Annotated in this window: 16 protein-coding genes; 6 read left to right on the top strand and 10 right to left on the bottom strand. The window is 67.3% G+C overall.

The window, feature by feature from the left end; translation table 11 throughout:
• Positions 1–50: 50 nt before the first annotated feature.
• Both EV278_RS16650 and EV278_RS16645 read right to left on the bottom strand, forming a co-directional pair.
• Positions 51–521, bottom strand: coding sequence for a hypothetical protein (locus tag EV278_RS16650; protein WP_132093863.1), 471 nt, complete (start codon positions 519–521; stop codon positions 51–53).
• 163 nt (positions 522–684) lie between these two features.
• A complete protein-coding gene (locus tag EV278_RS16645) occupies positions 685–2,895 on the bottom strand; it encodes an AAA family ATPase (RefSeq protein WP_132093860.1) in 2,211 nt (736 codons plus the stop codon).
• A gap of 435 nt (positions 2,896–3,330) precedes the next feature.
• Between EV278_RS16645 and EV278_RS16640 the strand changes: the two genes are divergently transcribed.
• The 3 genes from EV278_RS16640 to EV278_RS16630 all read left to right on the top strand — a co-directional run bounded on the left by EV278_RS16640 (position 3,331) and on the right by EV278_RS16630 (position 6,781).
• The gene (locus tag EV278_RS16640) at positions 3,331–5,646 is read left to right on the top strand and encodes a sialidase family protein (RefSeq protein ID WP_243692226.1); all 2,316 of its coding nucleotides are present in this window, start codon (positions 3,331–3,333) and stop codon (positions 5,644–5,646) included.
• Positions 5,647–5,873: 227 nt separating this feature from the next.
• Complete coding sequence (locus tag EV278_RS16635; protein WP_132093857.1) at positions 5,874–6,305, top strand: UDP-N-acetylglucosamine--LPS N-acetylglucosamine transferase; 432 nt, start codon at positions 5,874–5,876, stop codon at positions 6,303–6,305.
• A complete protein-coding gene (locus EV278_RS16630; protein WP_243692225.1) occupies positions 6,284–6,781 on the top strand; it encodes a glycosyltransferase in 498 nt (165 codons plus the stop codon). The genes EV278_RS16635 and EV278_RS16630 overlap by 22 nt, the downstream gene beginning before the upstream one ends.
• A 10-nt stretch (positions 6,782–6,791) precedes the next feature.
• Here the strand turns inward: EV278_RS16630 and EV278_RS16625 are convergent, their stop codons facing one another.
• A complete protein-coding gene (locus tag EV278_RS16625; RefSeq protein ID WP_165916679.1) occupies positions 6,792–7,931 on the bottom strand; it encodes a glycosyltransferase family 4 protein in 1,140 nt (379 codons plus the stop codon).
• Positions 7,932–8,183: 252 nt separating this feature from the next.
• Between EV278_RS16625 and EV278_RS16620 the strand changes: the two genes are divergently transcribed.
• Positions 8,184–9,266, top strand: coding sequence for an acyltransferase (locus EV278_RS16620; RefSeq protein WP_165916678.1), 1,083 nt, complete (start codon positions 8,184–8,186; stop codon positions 9,264–9,266).
• 1,334 nt (positions 9,267–10,600) lie between these two features.
• Here the strand turns inward: EV278_RS16620 and EV278_RS16615 are convergent.
• The 3 genes from EV278_RS16615 to EV278_RS16605 all read right to left on the bottom strand — a co-directional run bounded on the left by EV278_RS16615 (position 10,601) and on the right by EV278_RS16605 (position 15,094).
• Positions 10,601–12,628, bottom strand: coding sequence for an acyltransferase family protein (locus EV278_RS16615; RefSeq protein ID WP_132093845.1), 2,028 nt, complete (start codon positions 12,626–12,628; stop codon positions 10,601–10,603).
• Between the two features lie 166 nt (positions 12,629–12,794).
• Complete coding sequence (locus tag EV278_RS16610) at positions 12,795–13,865, bottom strand: glycosyltransferase family 4 protein (protein ID WP_132093842.1); 1,071 nt, start codon at positions 13,863–13,865, stop codon at positions 12,795–12,797.
• Between the two features lie 56 nt (positions 13,866–13,921).
• On the bottom strand, positions 13,922–15,094 hold the full coding sequence (locus EV278_RS16605; RefSeq protein WP_132093839.1) for an acyltransferase: 1,173 nt from the start codon (positions 15,092–15,094) through the stop codon (positions 13,922–13,924).
• Between the two features lie 251 nt (positions 15,095–15,345).
• Between EV278_RS16605 and EV278_RS16600 the strand changes: the two genes are divergently transcribed.
• Positions 15,346–16,107, top strand: a complete 762-nt coding sequence (locus tag EV278_RS16600) for a polysaccharide lyase (protein WP_165916677.1) — start codon at positions 15,346–15,348, stop codon at positions 16,105–16,107.
• Between the two features lie 76 nt (positions 16,108–16,183).
• Positions 16,184–17,212 (top strand): glycosyltransferase family 2 protein, encoded by a 1,029-nt coding sequence (locus tag EV278_RS16595; RefSeq protein ID WP_132093833.1) that lies wholly within the window; start codon positions 16,184–16,186, stop codon positions 17,210–17,212.
• Positions 17,213–17,218: 6 nt separating this feature from the next.
• Here EV278_RS16595 and EV278_RS16590 read toward each other — a convergent pair whose 3' ends face one another.
• From EV278_RS16590 to EV278_RS16575, 4 genes are all read right to left on the bottom strand, one after another.
• A complete protein-coding gene (locus EV278_RS16590) occupies positions 17,219–18,664 on the bottom strand; it encodes an oligosaccharide flippase family protein (RefSeq protein ID WP_132093830.1) in 1,446 nt (481 codons plus the stop codon).
• Positions 18,665–18,927: 263 nt separating this feature from the next.
• Positions 18,928–19,944, bottom strand: a complete 1,017-nt coding sequence (locus tag EV278_RS16585) for a glycosyltransferase family 2 protein (protein ID WP_132093827.1) — start codon at positions 19,942–19,944, stop codon at positions 18,928–18,930.
• The gene (locus EV278_RS16580; RefSeq protein ID WP_132093824.1) at positions 19,941–21,212 is read right to left on the bottom strand and encodes a polysaccharide biosynthesis protein; all 1,272 of its coding nucleotides are present in this window, start codon (positions 21,210–21,212) and stop codon (positions 19,941–19,943) included. Before EV278_RS16580 ends, EV278_RS16585 begins: the two co-directional genes overlap by 4 nt.
• 63 nt (positions 21,213–21,275) lie before the next feature.
• Positions 21,276–22,598, bottom strand: coding sequence for an O-antigen ligase family protein (locus tag EV278_RS16575; protein WP_132093821.1), 1,323 nt, complete (start codon positions 22,596–22,598; stop codon positions 21,276–21,278).
• Positions 22,599–22,607 lie beyond the last annotated feature (9 nt).

The raw sequence follows: 22,607 nt of genomic DNA, 5'->3' as shown, positions 1-22,607 counted from the left end.
AAACAAAAGCCTAGAGCAAATCGCGCGATTCCTACATCGCGCGATTTGCTCTAGGCTGGGTTAGCCGAGGCGGCCGTGCTCTGCACCTCCGGAGCAGGTCGGCGACGGCGACGTTTGCGCTTGTCCAGCGCCCGCAGTTGACGGACGCTGAGGTCGGGATGGACGCGAAGCTGATGGCGCAGGCGCTCGACCACGCCCGGCAGGACCGCCGCGGTGATCCCGGCCGCGTCAGCGATGAAATCCGCCAGCGACATGTCGCGGCCCGTGAGTCCCTGCAGGAGTTCGATGGCCAGGCCCAGCGCCGCGGCGACCATGGCCAGATCGGTCCGCCGCCTGCGGGGCGCGATAATGAACAGGGCGTTGGCCACTGCGAAGAAGGCGGTGGCGTGCGCTTCCTTGTCGGTGAAACCGAACCGCAGTTCAAGGTCCTGGAAGGGGCCCAACATCACGACCAGCAGGCTTGCAAACGCGATTGCGAAGCAAACCTTGAAGCATCGTTGCAGAGTGCGCGGCGTCAACATCGGGGAAGTGCTCCTTACCCGCGCACCTTCGATGATCGACTTCAATTCCTGGTAAATCGGTATGATTAATGTCTGATAATACTTAAAAAATGTCGCTGACGAGGTAAAAGAAAAGCCCGCCGCCAGATGGCGACGGGCTTGTCCGTAAAGATCCGCAGGTCGTTTAGCTCGCGTAGTACTTCTTGTATTCGTCGTAGTAATAACCGGCGTCGCCGTAGCCGTGCTTGGACTGGGCGTTCATGTCGACCTGGGTCAGGGCCACGCCGGCGATCTGGGCGTTGGCTTGCTGAAGCAGGCGGACCGAGGCGCCAATGGCGCGGGCCGGGGTCTTGCGCCAGCGGGCCAGCAGCACGACGAGGTCGGTCTTGCCGGCCAGGATGCGCGTATCGGCCAGGGCCAGCACCGGCGCGGTGTCGAGGATGACCAGATCGAACGAAGCGCGGGCGCGGGCCAGAAGCTGGTCCATCGCCGGCAGGCCGAAGACGTCCTCGGTGGACGAGGCGGTGTGGGCCAGCGGCAGGACATAGGCGCCCGAGGCCTGGTCCAGAAGCACCGCGCTCTCCAGCGGCGCGGCGCCGTGCAGCACCTCGGCCAGGCCCTGTTCCGGCGTCAGACCCAGAGTACGGGTGACGGCGCGGCGGCGAAGGTCGCAGTCGAGCAACAGCACCTTGCTGCCGGCCTGGGCGGCGACTCGCGCCAGGCAGATCGAGGTGGTGGTCTTGCCTTCGCCCGGCAGGGCCGAGGTCAGGACCACGATCTTACCTTGCTGGCCGGGCACCGCGTAGAGGATCGAGGTGCGCAGCGAGCGGAAGGCCTCCGCAAAGCCCGAGAGCGGTTTGCGCAGGACGTAGTCGATCGGCTGGATGCCACGCTCGTTGGCCTCCGCGACGGATGACATCAGGGGGATCGAGGCGACGCTGGCGAGGCCGATCTTGCGTTCGACATCGTCGGAGGTCGCCAGGCCGGCGTCCATGATCTCGGCGACGACGACCGCCGCCAAGCCGGCGCCGGCGCCGACGATCACGCTCAGCGCCAGGGCCAGCATCACGTTGGGCGAGCTCTGATGCGACGGCGGGACGGCGTGGGCGACGACGCGGGCGTCGGCCTGCTCCACGCCTTCCTGAGCGCCGGTCTGCTTATAGCGGTCCAGGAAGCTCTGGTAGACGTTACGAGCGGCTTCCGCGTTGCCCTCGAGCTCCTTCAGGTGAACCGAGGCCGCGCTGTTGGCGGCCAGAGTACCGCGGGCGCCGCCGAGGCTGGCTTCCACGGAGGCGGTGCGCTGCTGCGAAACCCGGACGCGGGCTTCGAGGTTGGAGACGATGCGACGGATCTCGGCCTGGATCTGCTGATCGATGTCGGCCAGTTCGCGCTGGGCCCGCACCATGTCGGGGTGGCGTTCGCCATAACGGCCAGACATCTCGGCGACACGGCCGCTGACCACCGCGCGCTGGGCGCGCAGGTTCTGCACGACCTGGGAGCTCAGGGCCTCGCCGACGTCGTCGCCATTGGAGCCGGCGGCCAGCTGGGCGCGGGCGGTGCGCAGGCGAGCCTCGTCCTCGGCCTGCTGGGCGCGGGCCTGGGCCAACTGCTGGTTGTAGGCCGAAATCTCCTGCTCGGTGAGCGTGGTGCCTTCCGAGCTGAGCAGGTTGTTGGCGACACGGTAATTGGAGACGGCCGCGTCGGCTTCCTGCAGCTGGGTGCGCAGAGTGTCCAGGCGGGTGTTCAGGAAGCTGTTGGCCTGGCGGGTGGCGTCGAACTTCGCCGTCAGCTGCGACCGGATGTAGGCGTCGGCGAACGCATTGGCGATCGCGGCGGACTTCATGGCCGAGGTCGACTGGAAGCTGATCGTGATCGAGTAGGTCAGGCCCACGCGACGAACCGTCAGCTGCTTGCCGACCGCGGCGATGACGGCTTGTTTTTCAGCTTCGGCCGCGCCGGGCGCGTTGCGTTCACTCGCGGCCTTCTTGCCGCCCAGGATGCTGCCGACCAGACCTGGCGACTGGAGGGCGGCGTTGAATTCAGGATCCTTGTCGAGCTTGAGGTCGTTGACGACGGTCGCGGCCAGCTGCGGCGACTTGAGAACCTCGACTTCGGTGTCGACCGTACCGGTGTCCGCCGTCAGGCCAGAGAGGACCGCCTGGGAGTCGACGACCTTCTCGGTGCGGGTGTTGATCATGACATTGGCGGTCGCCGTGTACATCGGCGTTTGCCGGAGCATCACGAACAGCAGCACGGCGGCGATCACGCCCGCGACGGCCAGGAACAGCCACAAGCGACGCCGGAATGCGGCGATCAGGCGTTCAACATCGATGGTCTCGCCAGAAGACCCGCGGGCGCGGCTCGTCGGCGGCTGCGTATCAACACTGTTTTCCATAAATCTTCGCCAGATCCGTTTCTAAAGGGCTGCGTTTAGTCAATATGAACAAACACGCAGTGAAGGCGTGAGCCACGTCCTGATAGTGGATGCATAGTTCACAACCCACCTTTCGAAAGCGTTGCTCTGTTTTTCGATCTCATCGCATGGAGAGCGCCAAACCGGGCTCCACTAGCACACCCCCCGAACGCAAGCGAAGGGGTAAAAACGAACTTAACTAAGTTTGGACAACAAGCGCGTCAGGATTCTGGCGCCCGAGCCTTCGAAATGGAAAAGCGCCTACGCCCTGGGCGCCGTGCGGGCTCTGTAACGGTAAAGCTTGCCGCGGAGTTCCGTTGACCGACGACTGCGAAAAGCCTGTAGGCAGTCGTCTGATGACAGTCCGGCCAAGACCCGCTTGGAAATTCAGGGGGGAGTGTGTTCAGGAGTTGCATGATGCTTTCGGCGCTCGTCCTGGCTCTTCTGGCGTTGGCCGGGGACCAATCGGTGGTTTCCCAGGATGTCCCAGCCAGGCTTGTCGCGCCGCCGGTGGCCGAGGCGACGGCCCCGGCCTATGCGTGGCGTCCCGTGGCGATAGGCGGCGGAGGCTTCATCACGGGCTACAGCGCCGATGCAAGGGGGCAGACGCGGATCGTCAGAACCGACGTCTACGGCGCCTATCTCTGGCTGCCCGAAAAGAACCGCTGGCTTCAACTGGTCACGACGGCGAGCATGCCATCGGAGGATCACAAGCCGATGACGCTGAACGAAGGCGTCTACGAAGCCGTTGTCGCGCCGTCGGATCCGGACCGGATCTACATGGCGCTCCACGGCGGGGTCTATCGATCAAGCGACCGCGGACGCCGTTTTATCCGCACCAGCCTTCCGCCGGTGACTTTCGACGCCAATAGCCCTTTCCGACACTATGGCCCGTTCATGAGCGTGTCGCCTCGGGATCCGGACCTTGTGCTCTTGGGGACGCCGAACGACGGGCTATGGCGATCGGAAAACGGTGGCCGTGACTGGACAAGGATCGCGACGGCGCCGGGCGGGATTGGCCGAGGGAGCGCGGCGGTCAAGCCCAGGCCCGGGGTGGTCGTGTGGTTCTCGCCGGATGGAGAGCAGGTCTGGGCGATGTCGGCCGGCGACGGGGTCGCACGTTCGCTCGACGGCGGCCGAAGTTTCAGGCCCCTGGTCTTGGCGCGGGATGCTCAGCCGACCAGCCTCCGCCACGGCGCCTTCGGCCGGGATGGGGCGTTCTACGGCGTCGATCACGAGCAGAAGAAGATCTGGAAGTTCTCCGAAGGGACCTGGGAAGACCTTACGGGCGCTCCTGGTGTGAAACCCGCGCCGTTCGGCGGCGTCGCCGTCAATCCCGCCGACGGATCGATCTATGTCTTCGACGAAGGCGGCCACGCGATCCGCAGCGCTGACGGCGGCCGGCGGTGGGGGCCTGTCCTCACCGGCGCGCGGGTCGGAAAAGGCGATCCGCCCTGGCTGCACGTGGCCGACCAGGGCTACTTCGCCACAGGCCAGGTGATGTTCGACCCCGTCGTCCCTGGCCGGCTGTGGAACGCCGCCGGCACGGGCGTCTATTTCGCCGACGTCGCCTGGCCTCTCGGCAATATCGTCTGGGAGAGTCAGGCGCGCGGCATCGAGGAACTGGTCGCCAACGACGTGAGCGCCGCCCCGGGTCAACTGCCGCTGTTCGCGGCCTGGGATTTCGGCATCCATCGGCGCGACGACCTCGAACGTTTCTCGACGGGCTATGGGCCCAAGGAGCGGGTGCTGATCGCCGCGCAGCAGCTGGACTGGACGCCGGCCCAGCCTGGCTTTTTCGTCACCAACGCCTCTGACACCCGCACCGGCTGCTGCTCGGAGGACGGCGACGCGGTGCTGGCCGGCTACAGCGAGGACGGCGGCAAGACCTGGTCGAAGTTCGCGACCTTGCCGCAGCCGCCCGGAACGGTGCCGGCCGATCCGTGGCGCATGGCCTTCGGCTCGATCGCGGTCGCGGCCGACGACGCGCGCAACATCGTCTGGGCGCCCACGCACAATCGGTCGCCGTTCTACACCATCGACATGGGGCGGACCTGGCGGCGCGTGGTTCTGCCCGGCGAGCGGTTGCCCAATACCGGCTCGCACGCGGACTACTACTTTCACCGCAAGACCCTGGCCGCGGACAAGGTGCTGGCCAGGACGTTCTACCTGGCGCACAGCGGCGACGGCGCCAATCCAGGGCTGGCCGGCCTGTGGGTCACCCATGACGGCGGTGCGGACTGGTCGAGGGTCTATAGGGGCGAGATCGCGCCCGCCAGCCGCTACAGCGCCAAGCTGAGGGTCGTTCCCGGCCATGCGGGTCATCTGTTTTTCACGTCGGGCGTGTCCCACCCCGGCGATACGGCGCTTCGGCGGTCCGTCGACGGCGGCCGGACCTGGATCGTGCTGCGTCGCGTGCAGGCGGTGCATGACATCGCCTTCGGCAAGGCGGCGCCGGGAGGAGGTTATCCGGCCATTTATGTTACCGGGCGGATTGACGGGCGCTACGGTGTATGGCGATCGGTAGACAATGCCATGAACTGGGTGCGGATCGGCGAGTTTCCCGTCGGCGCCCTTGATGAAGTCGTCGCCATGGATGCAGACAAGGACGTGTTCGGTCGTGTCTATCTGGGCTTCAAGGGGTCGGGATGGCGATTTGGGCAACCTTCGGTGTGTAAACCTGGCCCTTACACGTTTGGGGATGATCGGGAGTGCTATTTTTTGGGGTCGTGACGAGCACCGCCTCAATTTTGAGCCAAAATGTTTCAATGCCATTTCTTAAGGTCGAGCCTTGCTTAATATTCGCTGGCGGAAAGGCTTGGCGTCCGATCCGCTGGAGCTCTTTTGGGGAATGATGAGGCCATGATCGACCGCCCGCTCTGTGCGGAGGCAGGAATGAGGGCGGGGCGGTCAAGCTGGACAAGGTTCCGCCGACCATGACGACGCCACGACTTCTCCTCGTGGCGTCAGCCGGGGGGCATTGGGTCCAGCTCTCGCGGCTGGCCGCGGCCTTCGAGGGTTTCGACGCGCAGTACGTCACGACGCTGAAAGGCGCCCGCGCGCCTTGCGGCGAGCGGCCGGTCGCCGTGGTGAGAGACGGATCCCAGACCGATCTCGTGGGGCTGCTGGTCATGTTCGCGCAGCTCTTGTTCATCGTGCTGAAGTTTCGGCCGTCCACCATCGTGACGACTGGCGCCGCGCCCGGCGTCTTCGCGGTGCGGCTGGGCAAGCTGCTGGGCGCCCGGACCGTCTGGATCGACAGCATCGCCAACTCCGAGAAGCTCTCCCTGTCCGGTCGCCTGGTGCGCAAGCATGTGGATCTGTGCCTGACCCAGTGGCCGCACCTCACGGACGCCTATCCGGACGTTCAATGCTTCGGATCGGTCATTTGATACTGCTGTCCGTAGGCACCCAACTCCCGTTCGACAGACTGGTGCGCGCGGTCGACGACTGGGCGATCGCGGCCGGGCGGACCGACGTCGTCGCGCAGGTCGGCCCGTCGACCTATGCGCCGCGCTCGCTGAAGGCCTTTCCGTTCCTCGCGCCCGAGGCGTTCCGGGAACTCCAGTTGAACGCCACGATCATGATCAGCCACGCCGGCATGGGCTCGATCCTGACGGCGTTGGAATATGGAAAGCCGATCATCATCATGCCGCGCGATCACTTGCGGGGCGAGCATCGCAATGGTCACCAGATGGCGACGGCCGAGCGCTTCAAGGCCGTTCCCGGGATCTATGTCGCATCCGATGAGCACGGTCTGATCGAACATCTGACCCGCCTGACCGAGTTGACGGGCTCGCAGAAACTGCCGCCCCATGCGCCGGCCAGCTTCACGGACCGACTGCGCGACTTTATTCTCAGGCCCTGAACGGCGCGTCCTATTCGAACAATCCGGCCAGCTGTCGCCCGATCCGAGGCCAGGCCAAGGCCTCGTTCAGAAGGACGCGACCGCGAGCCGCGCGATTCGACCATTCGGCCGAGGGTATGGCGTAGAAAGCCAGGATCGACCGAGTGACGCCGTCGAGATCGACGGGCTGGGGGATCTCGACAGCGGCCAGACCGGCGACGATCAGGTCGGCGATGCCGCCCGCCGGGGCGGCGATGACCGGTCGGCCGGCCATGCCCGCCATGACGGCCACGCCGCTCTGGGAGTTGAAATCGGTGTAGGGCATGAGCAGCGCGTCGCAGGCCGCAAGGAGGTCGTTGACGCGTTCGTCCGTGATGAAGCCCGTCTCCATGATCAGGCCTTCAGGGCAGCGCGCGGCGATCGCCCGGCATTCGTCGAGATAGGCGGGGTCGTTGGGATCCTTGGCGCCGGCCACGATCATGCGGACGGGGCAGCCGGCCTCGCGCGCGGCGATCACGGCCTCCATCGCCAGCGCCACCTGCTTGTTCCGGCGGACCGTGCCGAAGGCCAGCAGCGTGTTGGAGCCCGGCGACGGTCCGGCGGCGGGGACGTCGAAGGCGCCGTGCGGCGAGACCACGATCTTGCCGGGAGGCACGCCGAACAGCCGGACCAGCGGAGCCCGGCCCGCTTCGGACAGCACGACGATCAGTGAAGCGCAGCCATAGATCGCTCGATATCCGGCGCGTTCCAGCCAACGCCAACGCGCGGGCAGGCTCCAGGAATGGGGCTCGGGGTCATGGCAGACAAAGATCACCTTGGCGCCGGTCAACCGCAGCAGCATCAACGGCCAGACGGCGAACACGAACGGGTCGGGAATGCTGACGATGAAACGGCCGCTGGTGAAGCGCGCCGCCAGCAACGCGCCCAAGCCGCCGGCCACCCGTGCGAGCGAAAAGGAAGCTCGGCGCAGGCGAGAGCCGCCGTCGATCACTTCCCGCACCGGCCGGATGCGACGGACCTTGGCCAGATGCGCGGTGCGGTCCTCTGGATAGCCGGCAGGCGCGATGAAGGTGACTTCGCTTCCGGCGGCGGCCAGGCCTTCCACGAGACCCTGGGCGTAGAGGCCGACCCCGGAACGCCAGGCGCGCGTATAGACGATGATCCGTTTCAACGGCGACGGTCCCATGTTCGAATGGAGACGACGCGCCAGCCAGGCCGGTCGTGCCGTCGCCAGAGCCTTATCGCGTGACGGGCGCTCAGCCAACGCCCGTCGCCGCGACCGGCGCGACAGTGGGCGGCTCGCGCCTCAAGCGGGCATTTCCGCGGCGGTCCGGCGACCATGGCCAGTCCCCGCGGCGGTGTCGCTTTCCAACCGGTCCGGGGCGCGATAGTCAGGAGCCTCTCCCGTGATTTCGGAGCCCGCATGGGACGTTACCTGCCGCAGATCGACGGGCTCCGCGCCGTGGCGGTGTCGGCGGTCCTGATCGATCATTGTTTCGGCCCGCAAATCCTGGTCGGCGGTCATATCGGCGTCGATATCTTCTTCGTCATCAGCGGTTTTCTGATCACCGGTCTCCTCGTTGAGGAGATCGATCGCAACGGACGCGCATCGCTACGCGATTTCTATGTTCGGCGGTTCCTGAGGATCGTGCCGGCTCTGCTGGCGGTATCGCTCTTCGTCGTGGCGGCGCTGCTGGCGGGGTCGCTGGTGGCCCGGCGGCTGGACCTCTGGGGCGAACTGCGCAACGTGCTCTACACCTTGGCCAGCGTCATGAACTGGGCCCGGGCGGCGGGCTGGACCGGGGGCGGCTTCCTGGGCCATGCCTGGTCGCTGAGCGTGGAGGAGCAGTTCTACCTGATCTGGCCCCTGCTGTTGAACGCGACCGCCGGACGCCTGAACCACCGGCGATACGCCATGGTGCTGATCGGGGCGATGCTGACCCTGGCGGCCTGGCGAGGCTTCCTGGCGTGGGACGGCGCCAGCGCCGAGCGTCTGTACAACGGCACGGACACGCGCGCCGATGGCTTGCTGCTGGGCGCGGCCCTGGCCCTGTCGGGCGTGCGGCGGCTTCCGGCCATCCTGCTCAAGGGCTGGCCCGTTCCCGTGCTCGTCTTGACCGTGGTCGCGGTTTCGACCCCGTGGTCGGCGCCTTTCCTGGGCTATGGAGGCTTCACCCTGGTGGCGCTTTGCGCGGCCTGGTTGGTGGCTCTGGCGGTGGACGATCGCGCCCCGTTCGTCGCTTGGCTGAAGTCGCCGGCCGCCCTCTGGGTCGGCAAGAGGTCCTACAGCCTCTATCTGTGGCACTACCCGATCCTGATGATCTTTTCTTTCGCCGGCGTACGGTCGCGCCTGACCGACGTCGTGACCGTCGTGGCCTCACTCGTGGCCGCGCACCTGTCCTACGGGCTGGTCGAGCAGCCCTTCCTGCGCCTGAAGGGGCGTGTCCTTCAGCTCTGGGGCGGACGCGCGAGGGGTGAACGACGGATACCGAACTCCACCCTCTAGCCAGGGTCGGAACGGCCCAGCGCGCGCTGGCCGGCTCTTCAGGGAGATGTAGAAGGCGGCGATGAAGATCGCCGACAGGACGGTCGAGGATCCCGACCATAGATCCGGAGCGATAATGCCCAGCAAGGCGCAGGCGCAACCGGCCAGGGCCAGGCCGTCCGCGTCCGCGCGCTCGAAGCCGATGGCCTGGAGAAAGAAGCCGGAAAAGGCGCTGATGGCGCTGATGACCATGAAGATGATCAGGCCCACGACGCCGCCCGTATAGAAAACCCCGACGGCGCCGATATCCGAGAAGAAGAAGGTGGTCGTCGCCATCAGGTTGATGGTGTCGTCACGGCTGCTGGCCAGGCCGACGCCGAACAGCCAGTAGTCTCGCACGAAGTATTTGGTGGCGTCGTAGGATAGCGAGCGGATCGTGGCCGAGGAATCGTTGTTGCCGAACAGGTCGTAGGGCCTGAACGCGTGGTCGTTCAGGCCGACGATCAGCACCAGCGAGACGACAAAGAAGGCCAGGAAGCAGAGGACGCCGACCCGCTTGGTGTTCCGCAGCACGACATAGGTGGCCAGCGCGAAGATCGTGACGGCCGTGACCGCCCGGAAATAGGAAAGCCAGATGCCGGCGGCGAACAGGCCGAACGTCAGCAGGTAGGCCCACTTCTTGCCGACGAAGGCGCGGGTGAACGACAGGCACAGGCCGAACACCATCAGCGACGACATCATCGCGAAGCGGGAGGGGCGGCCAATCCGCAGATCCGCGGCGATGAACAGCTTTTCCGCGCCGGGATCGGTCGGCGCCTTCAGGCCCCCGAGGCCGAGACTGAGCGCCAGATAGAAGAGGGCGTAGATCAGCGCCACCCCGAACAGGACGTTGATCAGGGTCTTGCGCTCGAGGTTGACCAGGGCTGCGACGAAGACGACCGAGGAGAACAGCCCGATATAGACCGATATGGCGTTGAGATTGGCGTCGCGACCCCAGGCGGTCGAGAACCAATAGACCTGCGATGCGGCATAGAGGGTCGCGAGCACGCTCCAGGCGACGATGCCGTATTGCCGGTAGATGATGCAGATGGCGGAGGCCAGGCCCAGGGCCAGCAGTTCAAGGCCGAGGGCCACGGTGCGGCCATTGGGGCCGGCATAGAAACTGATCCGCCCCTGGTGGGCCACGAACGCGATCAGGAATATCACCAGCGCGATGGTTGTCGCCAGCCTGGCCAGCCATGGCTTCGGTGTGACGCTCGGTGGCACGAAATCGGCTTTGCTGGGGTTGTTGAGGGGGGCGACGATCGCTCGCGGTCGCGCCGAACTGGTATCAGTGCGCGGCAAATCGGGCAACATCAGGGAGCCTTCGCTTCGGTGGCCAAAGCCGCCGGAGCGGGCAGGGTGAAACCTTCTGTCGCCACGCCGGCGCCAGTCGTGGTCAGGTGCTGGAAGTCGAAATAGTAGAGCGTGTCGGGCGCGCCATAGCGGCAGCCCTCCTGGCCGCACAGCCGCGCTTTGGTGTCGAAGAAGATCACTCCGGCCCGCCCGTTCGCCGCCGAGCGCAGGACGGGTGTGGCGGGGTCATCGAACATCTGGCCGTCGTGGGCGGTGAAGCCGCCAGGCGTGCGCGCGAACCAGCGTTGCGCCGCCGCTCTTGCGGGAATCCTGTCGCCGACGATGCGGCTGTAGGGATCGAACCGGAAGGTCGGGACGTCGTCGACCAGGATCACGCGGCGCTTTGCAGCCGTCAGACGGGCCACCGTGCCCTGCAGGGCGTCGGCTAGCGGAACGCTGGCGCCCTTGCCGTCGGTCAGGACCATGTCCGAGGACCAATAGCTGGCCAGCACGACGACCTGGATCTCCGGGTGGCGTTCGACATAGGCGAAGGCTTCCCGCTGGAAGGCCTGGCATTGCGCCAGGTGACCCGTGCGGCCGGGCTCCTCGCGGGCGAAGCCCCACAGGGGCGGGCACGAGGACTTGGTGATCTGGCCGAAGCCGTAGCCGTCGCGCGCCGCCAGCGCCTTGAAACCCGGCGCGATGGCGCTGCCGTGGCTGTCGCCCAGCACCAGGACGCGAGGACTCGCCGAAGCGGGCAGACAGGCGGCCGGATCCTGCGGCGACACGGCGCCGTACGGCGCCAGGCATGGATCGGCCCGAGCCTCTGTGACGGTCCGGGACATCTGCCGCACGGCCGGCGAGAACCGGCCGGGCCAGCCATCGGTCACGTAGAAGAGCAGGGCGGGGAGCGCGATTACCGCTGCGACCGCGCCGTAGCGCACCAGGATCGCCTTCTCGCCGAGGACGCGGCGGCGGAAAGGCTGCTCCACCCACCGCCAGGAGACCACGGCCGGGATCAGAGACAGGACCAGCAATGCCAGGGGCGGCAAGCCCTTGCCGTCCGGCGCCAGGACGCGGTTCAGGAAAAACAGCGGCCAGTGCCAAAGGTACCAGGAATAGGAGATCTTGCCGACGAAGACGAAGGGAGGGCTGGACAGGACCTTGCGATTGAACAGGCTGCCGGGGGTGGCGATCAGGATCGCGGCGGCGAGCGTGGGGATCAGGGCGTACCAACCCGGGAAGGCGACGGCCGGCCGATAGAGCGCCATGGCCGCCGCCAGCGCCGCCAGCGCGCCGACCGCCGCGATGTCGACGACCGGGCGTGGCGCTGTCCAGAGGGGCGAGCGGCGCTCCGACAACGCCAGGATCGCCCCCAGGCCCAGTTCCCAGGCGCGGGTCGGCAGGAGATAGAACGCCGCCTTGGGGTTCAGATGGGTCAACAGGATCGAGCCGGCGAACGAAACCAGGGTCCCGATGATGAGAATCGGCATGAACAGCCGCAGTCTGATCCTCAGGCACAGCAGAACCAGGATCGGGAAGACGATGTAGAACTGCTCCTCGACCCCCAGCGACCAGCTCATCAGCAGCGGCAAATGGTCGGAGGCCGGGTCGAAATAGCCGCCCGCCGTGTAGAACAGCAGGTTGGAGGCGCCGAAGATGGCGGCGAAGGACTCCTTGCCCAGTTCCCGCAGCTCAAGCGGCGTCAGCAGCAAGGCGCCCAGGCCGAACGTGACGGCCAGGAGAGCGTACAGGGCCGGCAGGATGCGCCGTACGCGCCGCGCGTAGAACCCCGAAAACCGGAACTCCCCCGCGACAGCTTCGCGGAAGACCTGGCCGCCGATCAGGTATCCGGAGATGACGAAGAACACGTCGACGCCGATGAACCCGCCAAGCAGTCCTGGGAAGCCGGCGTGGAAGACCACGACCGCCAGCACCGCGATCGCTCGCATGCCGTCGATGTCGGGCCGGTAGGCGGCCGTCCAGGCGACCGGCGAACCCGCGGGCTCGGCGGGGCGGACCATGTCGTGCGCGGCTTCCTGGATCATGCAGGGCCCGTTGTGTTTGTTTGGCCGGCGCGAAGCAAGGCGTGAACCGTCTCTGACCCCCGATGCGTCGCAGACGCGCCATGGCCGGGGCGGAAACCACACGCGGTCGCCCGCGGCTTGGGCGCGAGGGTTCCGCCGCGACGCCAAGCGTGGGCGGCCGGCGGGATCATGACGACCGATAGAGTTCGGCGAACCGTTCAGCGCAGGCCGCCACCGAGAACTGCGCCTCGAACCGTTGGAGCCCGGCCCTGCCGTAGGCGGCGCGTCGCTCGGGGGAAAGGATCAGGGTCTTCAAGGCCTGGGCCAGCTGTTCGGCGTTGTCGGGTTCGACCAGCAGGCCGGTTTCGCCATCGATGACCTGCTGGGGAATGCCGCCGATCCGGGTGGCCACGACCGGGAGTCCGCGCGCCATGGCTTCCAGGATCGCCACCGGCTGGTTTTCGGCGCGGGAGGGCAGGACCAGCAGGTCGGCCCCCTGCAGCACCGCGTCGGCGCCCGCTTCGTCGACCCAGCCGGGAAGGGCGATACGGTCGATCACGCCGATTCGCCCGGCCTGGGCGCGGGCCGCGTCCAGGTCGCCGTTGCCGGCGATGGTTGCGGTGAAGGCCAGGCCGTCGGCCTTGAGCCGGGCGAGGGCCTCGATCAGGACGTCCACGCCCTTGCGCTGGCCCACCTCGCCGAGGAAGGCGATGGCCGGGGTGGCGTCGGGCGCGCGTGCGACGGGAAGGGCGGCCGGTACGCCGTTGGGAATCTCGACCACCTTGGCCGGCGGCAGCCGCAGTTCGGTCAGCATGAACCGCTTCCAGTGATCGCCCAGGGCCACGACGGCGTCGGCCCGCGCGAAAAAGGCCCGCACCGCGGTTTGTCGCCTGGCCGGCAGGTCGGCGTAGTACTCGTCGTAGCCGCTGCCGTGCAGGTGCAGGATCGTCCGCAAGCCCAGGGCCTGGGCCACGGCCTGGTAGAGCTGCTTGCGCAGGGTCGAGCCACGCGGCGCGACATTGAGGTGCGCGACGTCGATGCGGCCCGTCGCGCATTTCATCGCGAAGGCCGCGAGGGCGAACGGGGCGGTGAGATGCTTGAGCACGGCGTTGTCGCTGTAGCGCGAGCGATAGACGTGCGTCTCGATGTCGGGGATGTGGGTCTGGATGTACCGTGTCAGGTAGGCGATCACCCGCACGATCCCACCGCGGCCCGAAAGACCTTCGGGAATGACGATCGCGACTCGCGTTATTTTCACCGGGGCGTCCGTGCTCTGGGCGGATGTGTCTTCGGCGGAGGAGCGGAACAGCCGATCTATCCCTGGCTTTGCCCGGGCGGCTGCGGGGTCGTCAAGGCGAAGCCGGCGGGCGAAGCCAGAGCGGGGGCCGGCGCCGCGTCATTCGTCACGGTTTGAGGCTCCCTTCGGCGGCCAAGGGCGGACAGGCGCTTGAGCAGCCACGTTTCGACGGTCAGGTGAATGATCAGGGCCGCCGCCACGGCCGAGACCGCCAGGATCACGAACATCGCTTCGGGAGACAGGGGCAGGCGCTTCAGAAATCGCACAGCCACGGAGGCCAGGGGCTGATGGATCAGGTAGAGCACATAGGATGATCCGCCGGCCGCCTTCCAGAAGCTCGGCGCCGGCATCGACCACCTGGCTTCCAGCCGGACCAGGCCGCTGATCAGCGCCGCCGCGCTCAACAGCAGGCCGATCGTGCCGAACGGCCCCAAGACGTCGATGTCGTGGGATACGCCTCGGCCGAAAGTCCATTCGATCGCGCCCAGCAGCAACATCAGGCCGCCGCCCAGGCCGATCAGCGGCCAGGCCCGCAGGCCGGCGGACGTCTTGACGTTCGCCGCCACGACCATGCCCAGGCCGAAGCCCAGGTTCAGCGTGCTGGCCGTCACCGACCAGGACCCCATCCAGGGAACCGTATCGACGCCGGCCACCACGGCGAGGAGCCCGGCGGCGACGCTGATCGCGATCCAAACCCCAATAGCCCAGAACGCCCGGGGGCCGAACCACAGGGCCAGGGCGAACAGGGCGTAGAACACCATTTCGTGGCGCAGCGTCCAGGAGATCGACAGGATGGCGTCGGCGTGGGGCAGCAGAAGCAGGTCGGCCGCCACGCCCAGCGGCGTCAGCTCGCGCTGGCCGGCCATCGACGGACTGACCAGGAAAGCCAGCAGCATGGCCAGGGAGACGATCAGGAACATCGGAAACAGGCGCACGGCCCGTTTCACGGCGAACCGCCCCAACGCGGTGGGCTGTCCCAAATCGGCGCGGTGGACGTGATAGATGATGAAGCCGCTCAGGACGAAAAAATAAGGCACGCCCACGTGGCCGGGCCGAAAGATGTCGCCAAAGACGGTCACGCCGCGAAAGTTCGCGATCACGCCGGTATAGTGGAACAGCATGACGCCCGCTGCGGCGAAGAAGCGTCCCGCCTCCAGGGAAATCAATTTGTTGCCGTCGGAGCGCGCCATTATAGATCTCTGTCTTTCATCCAAGCTTGGCGGTGAATGCCCGTTTGGCCGGCGATGGCCGTTTTTAAGAACGTATATGCCAAACTCGTGCGTTGTGCTGTCTGGCGGCGGTTTAGACGAAGTTCCGATAAGGGCGGTTCAAGCCCCTTTTCAGGCGAGGCCCGATGTCTGACCCCATGGCTGACTTCAAGACTCATGCCGCCGAGAAAAAGCGGCCACGCCGATGGATCGCATTGATTTTGGGCGGGAGCTTGGCTCTGGCCTCGATCGTGGCGGCCGCGGCGATGTCCACACAAGAGGGGCGGGGCGTCGTGGTCGATGCGGCCGACGCCCTCAAGTCCGTGCCGCGTCACCTGCGCACCGAAAGCAATCCCGAACTGATCCAGGGCGAAAACCCGCGTTTCCAGGTGCAGAACGCCGGCCAGCCCTGGAACTACGCCGTCAAGGGCGCGTCGGCGCGTTTCGAGGTTCGGCCCGGCGACAGCCTGCCCGGAGACGGCAAGATCAAGGAGCGTTCCGAGATCGCCACCTCGCTGCGAATGAAGCCGGGCCGGCCCTACGAGGTCGCGTTCAACCTGATGATCGAGCCTGGACCGCCCAATACGGCCGGCTGGATGACCCTCAGCCAGATCCAGTCCACGCCTGACCCGGGTGAGCCAGGACATAGCCCCCCGTTCGCGATCGAGATGGTCGGCGAGCGGATGCGGATCATCACCCGGGACGATCCCAACCGCGTGGCCAGCCGCGAGACCACCACCTACCGCGCCCACTACACCGACAGTCGGCCGATCGAGCGCGGACGCTGGTATCGGATGCTCATTCGCGTGAAGTTCGGCCCAGGCGGCGACGGCTACCTGCAGGTGTTTCGCGACGGCCAGCAATTGGTCGACTATCGCGGCCCGCTGGGCTTCGACGACATTGTCGGTCCGTACTGGAAGGAAGGCGTCTACCGGGAGGCCGCCAAGGAACCCTTCGCCGCCCGCTTCAGGAACCTCAGCATAACGCCCGGCTGAGCATGGGCGTGATGTCGGTTCGCCAGGCCGTTTGGGCCGCGGCGAGGGAAATGATCCAGATGACCATGGGATTCGCGTGACGCAGAGCCAGGGCAACCCAAGAACCGCTGCGATCGTCCTCAACTGGCGCGCGGCGGCTGACACTGTCCAATGCGTGCTGAGCGCCGCGCGGCTGGACCACGAGAACCTGGACATCATCGTCTGCGACAACGCCTCCGGCGACGGGTCGTTCGAGGCGATCCGGGCCGGCCTGGCCGAGCAGCTTCCCGCCCTCAACCAGGCGCGGGCCGACCGCGGAATGCGGCCCTTCGTGCTGGACGCGTTGGAGGACGCGGCTTTGGCGACGCCGCTGCGCGGCGACGACGCGACCCGCCGACTCTGGGTGGTCCAGACCGGCCGCAACGGCGGCTATGCGGCGGGCAACAATGCCGGCGCCCGTCTCGCCCTGGCCGAGCCGGACGTGGAGTACGTCTGGATCCTCAACAACGACACCCTGGTGGAGCGCGATGCCCTGACCCGGCTGCTGGAGCGCATGGCGCAGGATCCGGCGATCGGCATCTGCGGCGCCAAGGTCGTCTATCTAGAGAAGCCGGACGTCGTGCAGTCGCTGGGCGGCGGGCGCTTCCTGCGCGGCCGGGCCCGCTGCGAGCTGCTGGGCAAGGGAACCTCCGTGGACGCGCCTGTCGATGCGGCCGCGATCGAGGCCCAGCTCAGCTATGTCAACGGCGCGGCGGCCCTGGTGCGGCGGACGCTGATCGAGACTGTCGGCTACATGGACGAAGGCTACTTCCTGTATTGGGAGGAGATCGATTGGGCCGTGCGAGCCGCTGGCCGCTTCCGCCTGGGCTATTGCGACGCCGCCAAGGTCTATCACCGGGTCGGCATGTCGATCGGGACCAGCGACGAAGGCCAGTCTTCGATGCTGTCGGACTTCTACCTGACCCGGAGCAAGTTCCGCTTTCTGCGGCGGCATTATCCGGGACTGGTGGTCCTGGCCCTGCCGAACCTGACTCGGGCGGTGGTGCGCGAGCTGCGCGCTGGCCGGCGGGCGCGGGCCCGCAACCTGCTGCTCGCCGCGGCGGGCGGGCGCTATTCGCCGGGGTGAGCGAGATCAGGCGCGGGAGCGTGCGAAGCGGCGGGTCAGGCGGCGGCCTTCCTCCACCAGGGGGTGGCGGCACAGCACCAGGGTGGCCGCCCATAGCGCCACGCCCAACGCCACGGCGACAGCCACCTGCCAGAGCGGCACGGCCGGATCGCCATGGACGGCCAGCATCAGCGCGCCGGCGGGGGCGATCGCCGCCAGGGCCAGCAGGAACGAACGGCCATAGATCGGCACGACGTCGGCGGTCGTGGTCTCGGTCAGCCGCGCCAGGGGCGGCCGGTACATCAGGATCGCCGTCGCCGCATCGGCCAGGCGCGCGGCCGCCGCGCCCAGAAGACCGCCAAAGAATGCGCCGCCGGTGAAGTAGGCCAGGCTGAGACCCGCGCGGCGGTACTCGATCTTGACCTGCAGCTTGGTCTTGTCGCGGATGACGAACACCTCCCAGGTCATGGTCACGCAGGTCAGCAGCACGCCGGCCAGGGCCAGCATCGACAGCAGCGGCGCGGCCCCGGTCCATTTGGGACCGTAGAGCAGGTGGACCAGCGGTCCCGACAGCACGGCGATGCCGGCGAAGGCGGGCCAGAGCAAGGCGGTCATATTGGCCAATATGCCCAGATAGGCCTTGCGCAATGAGCCGGCCTGGCGCTGCTGCTCGGCCAGGTCAGCGAACACCACCTTGGTGAAGACCGTGTGGATGTTGTCCCAGATCACGCTGTGCAGCGACGCGGCGCGCGAGAACAGCCCCAGGGCGCTGAGGCCCAGGATGCGGCCCAGGATCAGCTCGCCCAGACGGGTCGACAGGGTGTTGACCCCGCCGATCGCCACCATCCGCAGGCCGAAGGTCATCACTGTTCGCCAGCGCGCCAGGCTCAGGCGCAGCGCGAAGTGGCGAAAGCCGAAGGCGTTGACGATCACCACCGCGGTGACGGCGCCCGCCAGGTTTCCCCAGGCCATGCTCATATAGCTGTGGCCGGCCAGAACGCCCAGGATTGTGACGCCCGACGCCATGATCGCCTTGCCTGCCGAGGCCATGGCGATCGTGGAGAACCGCAGTTCGCGCTGCAGCAGGCCCGAGGGGCGCAGCTCGAAGATGCTGACCAGCGGCGCGACCGCGATCAGGGCCATGACCGACCCGACGCCCGGCTCGGCATAGACCCGCGCGGCGACGAAGCTGGCGGCGTAGACCAGGAGGGCCAGCAGGGTGTTTAGCGCGGCGTTGATCGTGAAGACCGTATCGACCAGCGCCCCGTCCAGTTCCGGTTCGCGCACGAGCAGGCTCAGCAGGCTGAAGGTCTGCAGGGTGGCCAGAAGGCCGTTGGTCGACAAGGCCACCGCATAGACTCCCACCTCGTAGGGCGAGAGCAGGCGAGTGACGACGACCTGGGTGCCGAACTGCAGGCCGAAGAACAGGATCTGGGCCCCGGCGCTCCATATCAGATTGCGCCTAATGGACATCGAACGCGAGCTCCGGCTGGGCGCGCCCACGGGAGAGCGACGTTGGGCTCCGAATAGGACGATCGCGGCGCGCGGTCGAGGTCATCGGGCCGGCTTCCGGATCTGGGCCATGCGCCGCGCGACGGCCCGCGACCCCGACGCCCAGAAAGCCGCCCGGCAGAAAGATCAGGCGGGCGCGGTCCACGACGACGAGCAAGATCGCCAGGGCCCGCAACGGCTGGACGTCGGGGCGAAGGGTCGAAGGCGGAGACGCCGCGGCGTGGCTAGTCATGCCGGCTGGCGGGCTGGGCCAGGGTGACGGCCTCGAGCGCGCGAGTCGGCGGGGTCCGGGGACGGAAGAAGCCGGTGATCAGGCTCCAGGCGCCGACGTTCCAGGCGACGAGGGAATAGAGCCCAAGGCTTGGCGAGCCCCGCCGCCAGCTCAGCAGCGCGAGCGGCGCCAACAGCAGCACGGCGAAGGCGGCGGCGCGCGCGATCAGCGGTACGGGCGCGACGAGGCACGCGACCAGCAGCGCCCACCAGGCCATCACCGCCAGGCCATTGCGGACGTGGCCCAGGCGGCGGAGCACGAGCGGCAGGTGCGGCCGGCCCAGCGCCCCGCGCAACACCTCGCCGGCCGCGCCGGCGTAGCCTGACTTCAACCGCCGCCAGAGCATGCGATAGCCCTCCGTCTGGTGGCCGTAGTGATCGACGGCGGGATGGTCGATCCGCGCCAGCTTCCATCCCTGGGCGCTCAGCCGCGCGGCCAGTTCAAACTCCTCGAAGGCGTGCAGGTTGCGATCGGCGAAGTGACCGACCTGGCGGACGGCCGAGACCCGATAGAGGCCGCCGCAGTCGAGACGATCGACGATACCCGGACGCCAGTTGCGGTCGTTCCTGACCGCGGCGGCGCGGATCTGGAATTCGTGGCCTTCGACATTCATTTCGCGCACCAGGCCGCCGACCGCCGCCAGTTCGGGATGCGCCTCCAGGTGGGCGATCGCGGCGGGCAGGAAGCCGGGGTCCAGCACCATGTCGCCGTCCAGCAGGTAGAAATAGTCGCCGTCCGCCTGCTGAAAGGCCAGCTGCGCGCCGGCCCCGCACGAGCGCTCGGACGGATCGGCCAGCTGGACGATGCGGACCGGCAGGGCGGAGGCGATCTCCAGGGTCCGGTCGGTGGAGCCCGAATCGGCCAGGACCACTTCGCCGCCGAACGGCTCGGCCGCGCGCAGGGCGCTGGTCAGCGCCTCGGCGATGCGTTGCTCCTCGTTCAAGGCCTTGACGCCGATGGTCAGCTTCATGACGGAAGCCCCGCGCGAGCGACGGCTTGGTCGGTCCCGCTTCGCCAGCGCGACGTCTCCCGCCAGATCCACAGGGCGAAGATCGCCTCGCCCAGCAGCACGCCGACCAGGGAATAGAGCGGGCCGCCCAGGACCAGCAACGCCAGGGCCCCGGCCAGGGACACGCCGCACGAGATCATGCTGGCGTGGGCCAGGGGCCTGAACTGGCCGGCGGCCTGAAGCAGCACGCTCTCGGCCGTTCGCGCCGTGCGCACGCCGGCGATGGCCAGCCACAGGAGGGTTCCGATCATCAGGTAGCCGTGGTCATAGCTCTTGGGGAACAGCAGGTCCGGTCCATAGCGCATCAGGGCCAGCGCCGCGACCACGGTGGCGCCCCAGGCGGCGACCAGCATGATCCGGAAGAAGCGCATGGTGGCCAGCGCCTCGCGCCCGCGATCCTGCGCCAGCTGGCGGGCCATCTGGGGACGCTCGAATTCGGTCAGGGCGTTGGTGACCACGCTGATTGGCCGCATCAGCAAGGCGCTGGCGGCCAGGGGGGCGAAGGCGGTCGCGCCGCTGATCAGGGTGACGATGTAGGCGTGGGCGTTGGCGGTGGCCTCGGTGGTGAGCACGCCCGTCAGGGACCAGCCCGAATGCTCGCGCCAGACTTGCTTGTAGGACGCAAGGGCTTTGAACGAGAACTCGCCGAACTGCTGCCTGAGGTATCGGAGCCCGAACGGCGCCAGGCTCAACGCGGCCCCGGCCAGCAGGCTGGCGTAGGCGGGCGCGGCCGAGCGGGCATGGGTGACGGCCACCAGGCCGACGCCGGCCAGCAACACGACGGTGTAGATGATGTCGGACGTCATCGTCCGCCATGGTCGACCCGTGGTGTAGGCGTAGGCCCGCGCGAACCAGCGGAGCAGCATCGCCATGGCGTAGGCGGCGAAGAGCAGGCTGGCGATTGGATCGGTCCGCAAGACCGTCCCCAGCACCGCGAAGACCGCGAAGGCGACGAGCGCCAGCGTCAGGTTTGTCGACATCAGGCATCGGCGCATCGGAGCGTCGCGCGCCTCGTCGCCCGACAGCAGGATCGGCATCGGCGCGCAGAACAACGCGCTCCACAGGCCAAGGCTAAACTGGGAGGCCACCAGCAGGAACGAGAAGGCTCCGAAAGCGCCGGGATCCAGCACATGCAGCAACTGCACGGACACAACGAACTGTGCGCCGGCGCTGCCGACCGGTCCGACCGACGCCAATCCGTAGCGCACGGCCTTGGCGACCATACGCAAGAGCGGGGCGCGTTCCGGCGAGGGCGAAGCGGGATCGGGGGCGAGCATGGCTGTCGGCGTGGATCAGGCGCGGACCGCCGACCTCCGGCGCGAAGACGATCCTTCGCGGCGTTCCGGCGTCGGCGAGCGAACCGGTTTGGAGGACCGGCGCGTAACCACCCCGGTCAGGGCGATGGTCAACATCAGGAAGACCTCGACGATCGTGTCGCGCTCCAGCAGGCTGGACTCGGTCATGTTGTGGCCGACGCAGAACACCAGGATCGCCATCAGCAGCGCCACCTGCGACCGTCCGGCGGAGGTGGTGCTCAGCAATCTGGCGGCGGGCATGATGATCGTGGCGACCACCGCCAGGATCAGGCCGGGCAGCCCGACCTGGACCAGCAGGTCGATATAGCCGTTGTGCCCGTTGCCCAGCTCGCTGACCCAGTTCTTGGTGTACTGATAGACAGGGCTGTTTTCGCCGATGTTCCAGAACGCGCCGTAGCCCGAGCCGGTGAACGGGTGGTCCTTGGCGTAATTGAAAAGGTAGGGCCAGATCTCCCCTCGGCCGGTCAAGGCGTCCTTGCGCTGGAACGGGCCGAGCATTTCATCCCACCACTTGAGCGAACTCAGCATCGCGGCGATGCTGCCGACCAGCAGGACGGGGATCAGCGCGATCCGGTATTTCGGCTTGAACCGCAGGGCGATGGCGCCTGAGATCAGGGCCGTGATCAGCATGCCCATCGACGTTTTCGACTGGGTGCGGAACAGGTAGTAGGCCGTGGCCGCGATGATCGCCAGCCGCAGCGCCAGCCACATGCGCTGGCCGCCGAAGGTGAAGATCAGGATGGTCAGGGCGCAGATGGCGCCGGTGAAATTCTTCTGCGGGAGTAGTCCGCGCCAGTCGCCGACCAAGCCCTTGTCCATCGAATCGGCGAGGCTGTGCACCGCCGATGGGGAAACCGCGATCGCGACGTAGTTGGCCGCCAGAACCGCGGTCAGGAAGATCATCAGGACCTTGATCGTTCGATCGTAGCCGCAATCGTCGATCACCAGAAAGATCGTCCAGATGATCATCGTGGTCAGCAGCAGGCGGCGAAAGCTGATCATTGGATCGATCGCCCAGGTCAGGCTCAGCCAGCACCAGCCGAGCGCCAGCATCAGCGTCACCGGTACGATGAGCAGCTTTCGCCACTGCTGGAAGACTCCGACCACCCACAGTGTGGCGGCGAAGAGGATGGCGTACGTGACCTGCCGGAAGACGTTTCCGCCGCCGGTCATCCGGCCGTCCGAAGTGATGATCGGCGCGACCACCATCAAGGTCAGCAGCACGAACAGGACATAGGCCGCCGGAACCAGGAAGGGCCGGGGACCCGTCCTGCGTCGGCGCTCGCCGGTTTCCGTCATGTCACGCCC

Source organism: Caulobacter sp. BK020, from assembly GCF_004342605.1.
GTDB lineage: Bacteria > Pseudomonadota > Alphaproteobacteria > Caulobacterales > Caulobacteraceae > Caulobacter.
The sequence above is the reverse complement of the archived record's forward strand: the minus strand, read 5'-3'. Positions and strand labels throughout refer to the sequence as shown.